The following is an 11895-nucleotide window of genomic DNA, read 5'->3' on the forward strand; positions in this document are numbered from 1 at the left end:
GCAAATGCAATCGATTTACAGGCGCAACACTTCAATCGCGATCGTCGCGGGTCCAGACGGCGTCGTCCTCGACCTTGACCGGGAAACGGATCACGGGCGCATACGCCGGGGGGTTGAGCGCGCTTCCGTCGCGGACATCGAACTTCGAGCCATGCAGCACGCACTCGATTGTGGCGTCCGCACCGTCGAAGCTGCCCGCGGACAATTCGAAGTCCTCATGGCTGCAGCGATCCTCGAGCGCGTAGAAGTCGCCGTCGTAATTGACGACCAGGATCGCGGTGTCGCCGTCCCAGGCGACCTTGCATTCGCCCGGCAGCAGTTCCGAGGTGGGGCAGACGCGGATCCAGGTCTCGCTCATCCCAACTCCCTTTCAAGGATTTCGAAGCGCAGGTCGTCGCGCTTCGGAATGCCGAATCGCGGGTCCACGGCCGGGAAGGGCTTCTTGATCCCGGTGCGACGGTAGCCACGGCGCTGGTACCAGGCGATCAGGTCCTCGCGCAGGTCGATCACGGTCATGCGCATCATCGACAGCTTCCACTCGTCGCGGACGACGCGTTCGGCCTCGGCCAGGATGGCCTTGCCGAGGCCGGAGGCCTGCCGCTGCGGATCCACCGCGAACATGCCGAAGTAGCCGGCGCCTTCCTCGATCGCCACGTGGGCGCAGCCGAGCAGCGCGCCTTCGCGCGAGGCAAGCAGCACGCGGCTGCTCGCGCGCTCGATGTCGCCTTGCAGCACTCCCGGGTCGATGCGGTTGCCGTCGAGCAGGTCCGCCTCGGTGGTCCAGCCGGCGCGGCTGGCGTCGCCGCGGTAGGCGGAGGTCACCAGCGCGATCACGGCCGGGATGTCGGCGATGGTGGCGTCGCGGAAGACCAGTGGCGGTGTCGGCATGTCGGTGGCGCGCGGGGTTCGTGGGTGCGGCGCATGCCGCGGGACGTCGGCAAAAGGCCGGCGCTTGCCGGCCGTCGCCCGCACTGCCCTACAGCAGCAGCTTGCGCACCTTGCGCAGCGCGGCGGTGAAGGCGTCGATTTCGGCGTGCGTGTTGTAGAAGGCCAGCGACGCGCGGCAAGTCGCCGGCACGCCATAGAACTGCATCAGCGGATGCGCGCAATGGTGGCCGGAACGCACCGCGACGCCCTCCAGGTCGAGCAGGGTGGCGAGGTCGTGGCCGTGCGCGCCTTGCAGCAGGAACGAGACCACCGCCGCCTTGTCGGGGGCGTTGCCGATGATGCGCAGGCCGTCGATCCGGCGCATTTCCTCGGTGAGGTGCGCGAGCAATTCCTGTTCGCGCGCGGCGATGGCATCCATGCCGATGGCGTCGAGGTAGTCGACGGCGGCGCCGAGGCCGACGTGGCCGGCGATGTTCGGCGTGCCGGCCTCGAAACGGTGCGGCGGATCGTTGAAGGTGGTGCCGTCGAAGCGCACCTCGCTGATCATCTCGCCGCCTCCGAGGAACGGTGGCATCGCCGCGAGGTGCTCGCGCCGGCCCCACAGCGCGCCGGTGCCGGTCGGACCGCACATCTTGTGCCCGGTTAGCGCATAGAAGTCGCAACCGATGGCGGGGATATCGACCGCCATGTGCGGCAGCGCCTGCGAGCCGTCGACCACGGTCGTGATGCCGCGCTTGCGCGCGCGCCGGCAGATCTCGCCCACCGGGTTGATGGTACCGAGCACGTTGGAGACGTGGGTGACGCCCAGCAGCTTCACCCCGGGCGTCATCGCCGCGTCCAGCGCGTCCAGGTCGAGCACGCCGTCGGTGCTGATTTCCGCGACCTTGATGGTGGCGCCGGTGCGTTGGGCCACCAGCTGCCACGGCACGATGTTGGCGTGGTGCTCCATGCGCGTGAGCAGGATCGCGTCGCCCGGCTGCAGCCGCGGCAGCGCCCAGGAATACGCCACCAGGTTGATGGCGAAGGTGGTGCCGCTGGTCAGCACGAGTTCGTCGGCGCGCACGTTGAGGTGCCGCGCGAGCTTGCCACGCGCGCCTTCGTAGGCTTCGGTCGCCTCGTTGCCCAGCGCATGCACGGCGCGGCTGACGTTGGCGTTGTGGCTGCGGTAGAAGGCGTCGGTCGCATCGATCACGGCCGCCGGCTTCTGCCCGGTGTTGGCCGAGTCGAAATAGACCAGCGGCTTGCCGTGGACCTCGCGCTGCAGCAGCGGGAAGTCGGCGCGTACCCGCGCCCAGTCGTGGCTCACGCGCGGTCCTCCAGCGCCAGCAGGGCGTCGTCGAGCCGCTCGGACAGCATTGCACGCACCGCCTCGTCGTCGACCACCGACAGCGCCTCGCGGCAGAATGCGACCGTCAACAGCCGCTGCGCGTCGGCCTGCGGCAGCCCGCGCGAGCGCAGGTAGAACATCGCGGTCGGATCGAGCTGGCCGACGGTGGCGCCATGCGCGGCCTTGACCTCGTCGGCGTGGATTTCCAGTACAGGCTGGCTGTCGACTTCGGCCTGGTCGGACAGCAGCAGGTTCTTGTTCGACAGGCTGGCATCGCTGCCGTCGGCGCCGGGGCGGATGGTGATGCCGCCATGGAACACGGTGCGGCTGCGGTCGGTCGCGATCCCGCGCCAGGTGAGGTCGCAGGCGGTGTTGCCGGCGATGTGCTCGATTCCCAGCCGGGTGTCGACATGGCGGCGGCCGCGCCCGAGCTGCACGCCATTGGCGACCAGCATCGCGCCTTCGCCCTCGAGCCGGACATTGAGCTCGTGCCGCGACAACGCCCCTCCGAACTCGAGATCGAGCCGGTGGTACTGCGATCCGCGCGCGAGCACCGCGTCGGTCCGCGCGACCAGGGTGGCGCGGGGCGACTCGTCCTGGCGCCGCAGGTGCCGCAGCACCGCGCCCTGGGCCAGGTGCACGTGGACCAGCACGTTGCCGAGGTTGGCGTGGTCACCGCTGCCCAGGTGGTGCTCGACCACGGTCGCTTCGGCGCCGCGGCGCAACTCCAGCAGGTGGCGCAGGTGGCTGGCGACGTCGCCGTCCATGGCCGGGACGCCCACGAACACCAGGTGCAGCGGCTCGGCCAGGCGCGTGTTGTCGGCCAGGCGCAGCACCGCGCCGTCGCTGGCCAATGCAGCATTGAGCCGGGCGAAGACCTCGTCGACGCGCGCATAGCGCCGCTGCATGAAGTTGGCCGCGCGCGGATCCGGGTCGGCCAGCGCCTGCGGCAGGGTCAGCAGGCGCGCCCCGGGCGGAAGCGTCGACAGTTCCGAATGGGCCGGGTCGTAGCGGCCGTTGACGAACACCATGCGCGGCGACGGGATCGCCGCCAGCAGCGTGGGATCCAGCGCCGCCGGCGAGGCCGCGGCGGGTGCGAAGCTGCGCCGTTCCAGCGCACGCAACGGGGTGTATTTCCAGGCCTCGCTGCGCGCCTGCGGCAGGCCGCCGCCCAGGGCGTCATCGAGCGCGGCGCGGCGCGTGCCATCGGCCGTGGCGACGAACCCGGCGGCCAGCGAGTCCAGCAATGCGCTCATGGGGCGACGGCCACGGGCGCAACCCGGTCCTTGAGCCAGGCATAACCGTGGGCCTCGAGTTCCAGCGCCAGCTCCGGGCCGCCGCTCTCGACGATGCGGCCGTCCGCCAGTACGTGCACCACGTCCGGGCGGATGTAGTCGAGCAGGCGCTGGTAATGGGTGATGACGAGGAACGCGCGGTCGGGGGAGCGCAGCGCGTTGACGCCGTCGGCGACGGACTTGAGCGCGTCGATGTCCAGGCCCGAATCGGTTTCGTCCAGGATCGCGAGCCTGGGCTCCAGCACCGCCAGCTGGAAGATTTCGTTGCGCTTCTTCTCGCCGCCCGAGAAACCTTCGTTGACGCCACGCTGCAGCAGGCGGTCGTCCAGGTGCAGCACGGCGAGCTTCTCGCGCACCTTCCTCAGGAACTGCATCGAGTCCAGCTCGGCCTCGCCGCGGGCCTTGCGCTGGGCGTTGAGCGCGCTGCGCAGGAAGTAGGTGTTGTTCACGCCCGGAATCTCGACCGGGTACTGGAAGGCGAGGAACACGCCATCGGCGGCGCGTTGCTCCGGCGTGCGTGCCAGCAGGTCGCGGCCGTCGAACAGCACGGTGCCGGCGCCTACTTCGTAGCCGTCGCGCCCGGCCAGCACGTTGCCGAGCGTCGACTTGCCCGCGCCGTTTGGCCCCATGATCGCGTGCACTTCGCCCGGCTTCACCTCGAGCGTGAGGCCCTTGAGGATGTCGCGGCCGTTGATGGACGCGTGCAGGTTTTCGATCTTCAGCATGTGTGTTCTCTTGTGTTCTGCTCCCCGCCCGCGCGGGAGGGGCCGGGATGGGGACGGGGCATGCGGGGAAGCATCCTCGCCGCCCTCCAGGAATGGGCTTCAGCCGACCGCGCCTTCCAGCGACACTTCCAGCAACTTCTTGGCTTCCACCGCGAACTCCATCGGCAACTCGCGGAACACCTGCTTGCAGAAGCCGTCGACGATCATCGACACCGCGTCCTCCTCGCCGATGCCGCGACTACGGCAGTAGAACATCTGGTCGTCGCTGATCTTCGAGGTGGTCGCCTCGTGCTCCACCGTCGCCGAGGGGTGCTTGACCTCGATGTACGGAAAGGTGTGCGCGCCGCACTGCTTGCCGATCAGCAGCGAGTCGCACTGGGTGTGGTTGCGCGCGCCTTCCGCGCTGCGCTCCACCTTGACCAGGCCGCGGTAGGAATTCTGGCCACGGCCGGCGCTGATGCCCTTGCTGACGATCTTCGACTTGGTGCGCTTGCCGACGTGGATCATCTTGGTGCCGGTGTCGGCCTGCTGGCGGTGGTGGGTGAGCGCCACCGAATGGAACTCGCCCACCGAGTCGTCGCCCAGCAGCACGCAGGACGGGTATTTCCAGGTGATCGCCGAGCCGGTCTCGACCTGGGTCCAGACCACCTTGCTGCGCGCGCCGCGGCACTGCGCGCGCTTGGTGACGAAGTTGTAGATGCCGCCGACGCCATTCTCGTCGCCCGGGTACCAGTTCTGGACCGTCGAGTACTTGATCTTCGCGTCTTCCAGCGCGACCAGCTCGACCACCGCCGCGTGCAGCTGGTTCTCGTCGCGCATCGGCGCGGTGCAGCCTTCCAGGTACGAGACCTCGGCGCGGTCCTCGCAGATGATCAGGGTGCGCTCGAACTGGCCGGTGTGGCCGGCGTTGATGCGGAAGTAGGTGGACAGCTCCATCGGGCAGCGCACGCCGGCCGGGATGAACACGAACGAGCCGTCCGAGAACACCGCCGAGTTGAGCGCGGCGAAGTAGTTGTCGCCGGTCGGCACCACCGTGCCCAGGTACTGCTGCACCAATTCCGGATGGTCCTTGATCGCCTCGGACATCGAACAGAAGACGATGCCCTTGTCGGCAAGTTCCTTGCGGAAGGTGGTGCCGACGGACACCGAGTCGAACACCGCGTCCACTGCGACGCCGGCCAGTTTCTTGCGCTCGTGCAGCGGCACGCCGAGCTTGTCGTAGGTGTCGAGCAGTTCCTTCGGCACCTCGTCCAGGGACTTGTACTTCGGGCCCTTGGGCGCCGAGTAGTAGCTGATCGCCTGGAAGTCGATCGGCGCGATGCTGAGCTTGGCCCAATGCGGTACCGGCATCGTCAGCCAGTGGCGGTAGGCGGCCAGGCGCCACTGCGTCATCCACTCCGGCTCGTCCTTCCTGGCGGAGAGCGCGCGGATGGTGTCTTCATCCAGGCCGGGCGGCAGGGAATCGGATTCGATCTCGGTGACGAAGCCCGCATCGTAGCGGCGGCCGAGCTGCTCGATGATCTTCGCGTTGCCGGTCGCGGTGGCGTCGGCGGGCGCGTGTTCGATGGCGGCGGTGCGGTTGTTCATGCGGTCCTCATGCCCTCGCCAGGGTGGCGGCGATGGCCTTGCGCGGTGCGCGCGGTGGCGGCGCCAGCATCTGCGCCAGGGTGACGCCGCGCAGCGCGTCGGCGACCACGTCGTTGATCCGGCGCCAGTTGGCGCGCACGCCGCAGGATTGCTCGATGCCGCAGGCGCCGGCGTGGACGCTGCATTCGGTCATCCCGAGCGGACCTTCCATCGCCTCGACGATCTCGACCAGGCTGATCGCCGCCGCATCGCGGGCAAGGCGGTAGCCGCCATTGGCGCCGCGGAAGCCTTCGACCAGCCCGGCCTGGGCCAGCGGCTTGAGCAGCTTGGCCACGGTCGGCATTTCCAGCCCGGCCTGTTCGGCCAGTTCCGCCGCGCTGAGCACGACACCGGGCCGCGCGGCGAGCACGGTCAGGACGACGGTGGCGTAATCGGTGAGCTTGGTGACGCGCAGCATGGGCGGGGCCCGGATAACGTACCGAAATTGTACGGTTTCCGGGCCCCGGGGCCAAGCCGTTGTCGCGTGGGCTTCAGCCGGCCGCGTGTGCCTGCGCCGGGGCAGGCGGCAGCACCCATTGCACGTAGGGCACCGGCGGCGTCTGGCCGGGGGCCAGGTAGTCGGGGGCGGGTTGCCCGGCCGGGCCCAGCGAACGGATGAACCGGTACAGCGCGAGGCGGTCGGCCTCGCTCATCGCGCGCACCGCGAAGTCCGGCATCGGCGGCCGCGTATGCAGCTCGGCGCTGTACTTCAGCCAGGCCGCCTCGTCCATCTCCTGGACTTTCAGCCGCAGGTTGGCGGGGTAGGTCGTGCCCCACGGGCCGTTCCAGCCCAACGGCGATCCGACCAGCCATTGCGCCTTGGGAACCGCGCCGCCGGTCTCGGCATACCCGGGCGTGTGGCAGTCGTTGCAGCCGGAGATCCTGGCCAGGTATTCGCCGTGCGCCAGCCCCTGGGCGTCGGCCGCGGCCAGCTCCGCCACCGGGGCGAGGTTGGTCGCCAGCGACGCGGTATCGACAGGCTGCGGGCCACGGGCGCAGGCGGCGGTCGCCAGCAGGGCAAGTGTGGTCAGCAGGGGACGCGTGGAAGCCATCGTCAGTTCTCCATTGGGGAATGTGCTGCGAACGCAAGCCCGTGCAGCGGCCGGCCAAGATCGTGGCGGCTTCACGCCGCTTGCGGCGACAATGGCGTCATTCGCCCCACTGGATAGCCCATGCCCCGCAAGATCGCCGCCCGCAAGTCCGACATCCACGGCAATGGCGTGTTCGCCATCGCCCCGATCGCCAAGGGCGAGCGCGTCATCGAATACAAGGGCCGCCGCCGCACCCACGAGGAGGTCGACGCCGACGTCAGCGGCGACGTCGAGAGCGGGCACACCTTCCTGTTCACGCTCAACGACGACTACGTCATCGATGCCAATTTCGAAGGCAACAGCGCGCGCTGGATCAACCACAGCTGCAGCCCCAATTGCGAGGCGGTTATCGAAGAGAACGAGCGCGACCCGAAGAAATCGCGCGTGTTCATCGAGTCGATCCGCGCGATCAAGCCGGGCGAGGAGCTCACCTACAACTACGGCATCACCCTGGAGGAGCCGCATACGGCGCGGCTGAAGAAGATCTGGGCCTGCCGCTGTGGCTCGAGGAAGTGCACCGGGACGATGCTGCAGCCCAAGCGCTGATGGTGCGGGTCGGCGGCAGCCGGTTGCCGCCGGCTCGCCGATGGTTGCAATGACCAATGCCAGTGGCACGCCTTGGCGAGGGCCGCCACGCTGCGCGCCATTCCACCGTGGACATGCATGCATGCGCCTGCTGTTGTCGCTCGTCCTGTTGCCCGGCCTGGCCGGTGCTGCCGCCATCGACCCGCCAGCCCCGGCCCCGGTTTCCGCCGCGCCGGCGGCGGTGTTGCAGCTGGAGCCATACCGCCGCACCGTTGCGGTGCGGGTGATGGCCAACGGCACCCCGGGCCTGTTTGCCCTGGATACCGCCGCGGGCCATACCATTGCCTCGCCCGAGTTCGCGGCCGCCGCCGGATGCAAGCCGTGGGGAGAACTGGGCGGCTTCACCATGACCGGCAAGCACCTTGGCATGCCGCGTTGCGACGGGTTGGCGTTCACCGTCGGCGGGCATCGCCTGCGCGCCCCGGTCGCCGGGGTGATGCAGGTGGCAGAGCTGTTTGCCAAGGACGCGCCGCCGATCGAAGGCCTGCTGGCGCTGGACGCTTTCGGCGGCCAGACCATCACCATCGACTTCGCAGGCGGCAAGCTCTACGTCGAAACCCCGGCCAGCGCCGCCCAGCGCATCGCCGGGGCAAGCGAAGTGCCGATCTCGCTGTCGCGCGAGGTGCAGGGCGTCGCGCTGGCGGTCAACGTCGAAGTCCCGACCCCGCAGGGTATCGCCCGCTTCGAGCTCGACAGCGGCAATGGCGGCACGGTGCTGGTGTCCAAGCCCTACGCGCGGCTGTTCGGCCTGGACCCCGAGGCCGAAGGACCGCAGCAGGCCACGATCGAGGTGGCGCCCGGGATCGTCGTCCACGCACTCGCGTTCACGCCGGGAATGAACATCGACGGCAACCTCGGGATGCCGTTCCTGAAGGACTGGATCGTGACGCTCGACCTCAAGGAGGGCCGGATGTGGCTGCGCCGCAACCCGGTTCCGGCACCGCCCGGCATGGGTGTCCCGCCGCCGCCGAAGGCCTGACCGGTGCGTAGCCGCCTGCTTTGCCTTGCCATCCTGTCGGTGCTCGCGGTGCCGGCCTGGGCGATCGACGTCGACGGCCGCATCGATCCCGCCGAATGGCAGGGCGCCGAACATGTCACCGACTTCAAGGTGGTCGAGCCGCTGACCCGCGCGTCGTCGCCCTATCCCACCGAAGCCTGGGTGCTGGCGACGCCAGAGGGCCTGGCGATCGGCTTCCGCAACACCCAGCCGGCGAGCGTGCCGCGCACCTACCGCCGTACCCAGCGCGACGAGGACGCGCAGGTCGACCGCGTCAACCTGATGGTCGACTTCGACGGCGACGGGCGCACCGGCTACAACTTCACCGTCAACCTGACCGACGGCATCCAGGACGCGACCATCACCAACGAGTCGCGCTTCAGCAAGGACTGGGACGGCAACTGGCAACACGCGGTCAGCGAGGACGGCGACACCTGGTCGGTGGAAATGCTGATCCCGTGGTACATCGCGCCGATGCGCAAGGGCGTGGGCGGCAAGCGCACGATGGGCATCTACCTGGACCGCGTGATCGGGTCCACCGGCCAGCGCCTGGCTTGGCCGGCGGCCAGCTTCACCCTGCCGCGCTTCCTGTCCGACTTCACGCCGGTGGCGGTGCCGGTGTACAGCCAGTCGCTGCTTGCGATCACCCCCTTTGTGGTCGGAGGCTACGACAACATCGCCGGCACCGACCACTTCGACGCCGGCGCCGACATCGTCTGGAAGCCGAACGGCCAGACCCAGCTCACCGCGGCCATCAATCCCGATTTCGGGCAGGTCGAGAGCGACGACCTGGTGGTGAACTTCGGCGCCAACGAGACCTTCTTCAGCGACAAGCGCCCGTTCTTCACCGAGAACCAGGGCATCTTCGAGTTCGGCATGCCATCGGACAACAGCCAGCTGCTGTACACCCGCCGCGTTGGCGGGCCGGCGGACGATGCCAGCGGCCCCGGCGACATCACCGCCGCGGTCAAGCTCAACGGCAGCCTGGGTGCGTACAAGTACGGGCTGTTCGCGGCCGAGGAAGCCGACGACGCCGGGCGCTCGTTCCGCGCGCTGCGGCTGGTGCGCGACTACGACCAGCAGAACGTCGGCGTGATGCTGACCCAGGTGGACCATCCGTACCTGGACCGCGAGGCGACCGTGTTCGGCATCGACCACAACTGGCGGCCGACGGAGCAGTGGAACATCCAGACCAGGCTGGTCGGCAGCCAAGTCGACCAGGCCGGGGACACCGTCCGTGGCAGCGGCGGCACGGTGTGGGCGGATTACAACTTCGGCAACGGTTGGCGCTCGCAGTGGATCGTGATGCATTTCGGCGACAGCCTGCAGCTCAACGACTTCGGCTACCTGTCGCGCGCCAACCTCAACTACGCGCACTGGCAGGTCTCGCGCCGCGACACCGACCTGCCCGAAACCTCGGCGTATTCGTCGCACGAATGGCGCCTGCGGGTCGGCGCCACCGACAACGACCATGGCCTGGCGCTGCAGCGGCAGTTCCGCGCAATGCTGCAGAGCAACCTGCGCGATGGCGGTAACGAGTACATGCAGGTCAACGTCAACAGCGCCGGTTACGACGACCGCATCCTGCGCGGCAACGGCATCCTGCGCCTGCCGCCGAACTTCAATGCGTTCTACGAGCGCTCGCGCCCGCGCAAGGGCAACTGGGAGATCTACGGCAACATCGGCGTCGACAACGGCGGCATCGGCGGCAATGGCCCGGGCAACGGCCGCAAGCTCGGCTACAACGCCCAGTTCAAGCCGACCTACTTCGTCAGCGACGCCTTCAACGTCTTCGGCCTGCTGTACGTCGAGAACACCCCGCAGTGGATGGTCTGGCAGCACGACAACCTGCTGGGGACCTTCCGCGAGCATGCGCTGGAGATCGATGCCGGCGTCAACTGGACCATCGGCGACAAACAGGAACTGCGGATCAAGCTGCAGGCGATCGGCCTGGACGCCAGGCTGCGCCAGGCCTGGCGCATCGCTGGCGACGGCACGCCGATGCCGTCCAGCGAACACGTCGACGACTTCAGCCTGCGCAACCTCGGATTCCAGGTGCGCTACCGCTACGAGCTGGCGCCGCTGTCGGACCTGTACGTGGTCTACGGCCGCGGCGGCTACCTGCTCGAGGAATTCGCGCAGGATCCGGCTTCGCAGTTGCGCGACGCGTTCGCGCTGCGCGACAGCGAGCAGCTGCTGGTCAAGCTGAGCTATCGCTTCGAGCTGTAGGGGCGGTTCCGCCTTCGCAGCGGCCAAGGCAGGTTTCTGGCGCGACCGGTTCATGCGGCTGCGCGCGCCGCGGACGCCATCGCCCGTCGAGTCGCTCCACGTGATTCGCTGTCGACGGGCCATGTCGCCCGCGGCTCCAAGCCGTCAAGGTGCTCGAAGCCAAAGCCCTGACGGCACGATTGCCGTGACGGCGGGAGCGGGTGGGGTGATGCGGCCCAACCAGGCGAATAACGAGGAGCGACTTGGGCCGCATCGCCCGGCCCGCCTACCGAGTGTGCGAATCGCTCTCCCGCAAGCGTCCCAGCGGCAAGACCACGGCATCGGCCATGATCCGGGCGGTCATTTCACCTCACGCAGGTCCGCCGATGCGATCCGCCAGGCACGCTGTTCGGCGCTGGCGCCATCGACCACCGCGCGACGCAGCACGTAAGCGCCGACGTAGCGGTGCACGCTGCCATCGGCGTGGGTGGCACGCACCGCCACCGGCACCTCGATGTAGCGCGAACCGGCGGCGGCATCGATCCGGCCCGGTGCCTGCGTTTCCACCGTGACCTGCGTGGTGTCGGCGAAACCGCCGGCGAACTGCGCCGGCGTCTGCCCGCTGGCGCTGCCGCCGCCGGACCACAGCCCGTAGGCGCGCGCGAATTGCCGCGCCGCGATCGCCGCGTAGTACTCGCGGACGACACCGACCGCATCCAGCGACGACGGTTCGGCGGGGAGTGCCGGCGACACCGGCGCCCCCCCGGCATCGGCGGCGGCGCCAGCAATATCGCTCGCGGGATTTCCTGCTTCCCCGTTGCCCGCAAACCCTGGTTCGTCCGCGCCGCTGGTGCTGCCGTCGACCGGGGGCGCAATGCCGACGCTGCCGTCGCTGCCGACCGGCGTATCCGGTGGCAGGCCATCGATGGCCGCGTTCGCGGGCGGTGGGCCAACCTGGCCCGGTCCCGGGGTGTCGGGCATGCCGGTCACCGAACCGGCAGCGGCTTCGGGTTTCGGCAGGCTGGCCTCGGCGGTCGCGTCGGCGTCGTTGCCGCTGCTGCGGTCGCCGCCACAGGCCGCCAGCGCCAGCAACAGGCAGGGCAGGAACAGGGTGCGGATCATGCGCATCTCGGTGGTGGGCCTGGCTTCAGCG

At 69.1% G+C, this 11895-nt stretch carries 12 protein-coding genes; 3 read left to right on the forward strand and 9 right to left on the reverse strand.

Annotated features, from left to right (window positions below):
• Nucleotides 1-31 precede the first annotated feature (31 nt).
• The 8 genes from MQC88_RS07740 to MQC88_RS07775 form a co-directional block, all read right to left on the reverse strand.
• Complete coding sequence (locus tag MQC88_RS07740) at nucleotides 32-358, reverse strand: Rieske (2Fe-2S) protein (RefSeq protein ID WP_243320765.1); 327 nt, start codon at nucleotides 356-358, stop codon at nucleotides 32-34.
• A complete protein-coding gene (locus MQC88_RS07745) occupies nucleotides 355-888 on the reverse strand; it encodes a GNAT family N-acetyltransferase (RefSeq protein WP_243320767.1) in 534 nt (177 codons plus the stop codon). Before MQC88_RS07745 ends, MQC88_RS07740 begins: the two co-directional genes overlap by 4 nt.
• Nucleotides 889-976: 88 nt before the next feature.
• The gene (locus tag MQC88_RS07750) at nucleotides 977-2194 is read right to left on the reverse strand and encodes a cysteine desulfurase (RefSeq protein ID WP_243320768.1); all 1218 of its coding nucleotides are present in this window, start codon (nucleotides 2192-2194) and stop codon (nucleotides 977-979) included.
• A complete protein-coding gene (gene sufD, locus MQC88_RS07755; RefSeq protein WP_243320770.1) occupies nucleotides 2191-3471 on the reverse strand; it encodes a Fe-S cluster assembly protein SufD in 1281 nt (426 codons plus the stop codon). The genes MQC88_RS07750 and sufD overlap by 4 nt, the downstream gene beginning before the upstream one ends.
• Nucleotides 3468-4235 (reverse strand): Fe-S cluster assembly ATPase SufC, encoded by a 768-nt coding sequence (sufC, locus tag MQC88_RS07760; protein ID WP_243320773.1) that lies wholly within the window; start codon nucleotides 4233-4235, stop codon nucleotides 3468-3470. The genes sufD and sufC overlap by 4 nt, the downstream gene beginning before the upstream one ends.
• A gap of 99 nt (nucleotides 4236-4334) precedes the next feature.
• Nucleotides 4335-5822 (reverse strand): Fe-S cluster assembly protein SufB, encoded by a 1488-nt coding sequence (gene sufB, locus MQC88_RS07765; protein ID WP_243320774.1) that lies wholly within the window; start codon nucleotides 5820-5822, stop codon nucleotides 4335-4337.
• Nucleotides 5823-5829: 7 nt separating this feature from the next.
• Entirely contained in the window at nucleotides 5830-6279 is a 450-nt protein-coding gene (locus MQC88_RS07770; RefSeq protein WP_243320776.1) for an SUF system Fe-S cluster assembly regulator, read from the reverse strand.
• Between the two features lie 73 nt (nucleotides 6280-6352).
• Nucleotides 6353-6913, reverse strand: coding sequence for a cytochrome C (locus MQC88_RS07775; RefSeq protein ID WP_243320778.1), 561 nt, complete (start codon nucleotides 6911-6913; stop codon nucleotides 6353-6355).
• A gap of 120 nt (nucleotides 6914-7033) precedes the next feature.
• On the opposite strand from MQC88_RS07775, the gene MQC88_RS07780 reads away from it, so the two are divergent.
• The 3 genes from MQC88_RS07780 (at nucleotide 7034) to MQC88_RS07790 (ending at nucleotide 10763) form a co-directional block, all read left to right on the forward strand.
• Nucleotides 7034-7498 (forward strand): SET domain-containing protein, encoded by a 465-nt coding sequence (locus MQC88_RS07780; protein ID WP_243320780.1) that lies wholly within the window; start codon nucleotides 7034-7036, stop codon nucleotides 7496-7498.
• 121 nt (nucleotides 7499-7619) lie between these two features.
• Entirely contained in the window at nucleotides 7620-8516 is an 897-nt protein-coding gene (locus tag MQC88_RS07785) for an aspartyl protease family protein (protein WP_243320782.1), read from the forward strand.
• 3 nt (nucleotides 8517-8519) lie between these two features.
• Nucleotides 8520-10763: a DUF5916 domain-containing protein gene (locus MQC88_RS07790; protein ID WP_243320783.1), complete on the forward strand. Its 2244-nt coding sequence runs from the start codon at nucleotides 8520-8522 to the stop codon at nucleotides 10761-10763.
• A 339-nt stretch (nucleotides 10764-11102) separates the two neighbouring features.
• Here the strand turns inward: MQC88_RS07790 and MQC88_RS07795 are convergent, their stop codons facing one another.
• Nucleotides 11103-11864 (reverse strand): hypothetical protein, encoded by a 762-nt coding sequence (locus tag MQC88_RS07795; protein ID WP_243320785.1) that lies wholly within the window; start codon nucleotides 11862-11864, stop codon nucleotides 11103-11105.
• Between the last annotated feature and the right edge of the window lie 31 nt (nucleotides 11865-11895).

It is taken from the genome of Cognatiluteimonas sedimenti (assembly GCF_022808325.1).
Classification (GTDB): domain Bacteria; phylum Pseudomonadota; class Gammaproteobacteria; order Xanthomonadales; family Xanthomonadaceae; genus Cognatiluteimonas; species Cognatiluteimonas sedimenti.

Excerpts from the sequence above, each read along its gene's own strand:
- MQC88_RS07775 (WP_243320778.1), bottom strand. The coding sequence starts at position 6,913 with ATGGCTTCCACGCGTCCCCTGCTGACCACACTTGCCCTGCTGGCGACC.
- MQC88_RS07795 (WP_243320785.1), bottom strand. The coding sequence starts at position 11,864 with ATGATCCGCACCCTGTTCCTGCCCTGCCTGTTGCTGGCGCTGGCGGCC.
- MQC88_RS07770 (WP_243320776.1), bottom strand. The coding sequence starts at position 6,279 with ATGCTGCGCGTCACCAAGCTCACCGATTACGCCACCGTCGTCCTGACC.
- MQC88_RS07785 (WP_243320782.1), top strand. The coding sequence starts at position 7,620 with ATGCGCCTGCTGTTGTCGCTCGTCCTGTTGCCCGGCCTGGCCGGTGCT.
- MQC88_RS07780 (WP_243320780.1), top strand. The coding sequence starts at position 7,034 with ATGCCCCGCAAGATCGCCGCCCGCAAGTCCGACATCCACGGCAATGGC.
- sufD (WP_243320770.1), bottom strand. The coding sequence starts at position 3,471 with ATGAGCGCATTGCTGGACTCGCTGGCCGCCGGGTTCGTCGCCACGGCC.
- sufC (WP_243320773.1), bottom strand. The coding sequence starts at position 4,235 with ATGCTGAAGATCGAAAACCTGCACGCGTCCATCAACGGCCGCGACATC.
- sufB (WP_243320774.1), bottom strand. The coding sequence starts at position 5,822 with ATGAACAACCGCACCGCCGCCATCGAACACGCGCCCGCCGACGCCACC.
- MQC88_RS07745 (WP_243320767.1), bottom strand. The coding sequence starts at position 888 with ATGCCGACACCGCCACTGGTCTTCCGCGACGCCACCATCGCCGACATC.
- MQC88_RS07740 (WP_243320765.1), bottom strand. The coding sequence starts at position 358 with ATGAGCGAGACCTGGATCCGCGTCTGCCCCACCTCGGAACTGCTGCCG.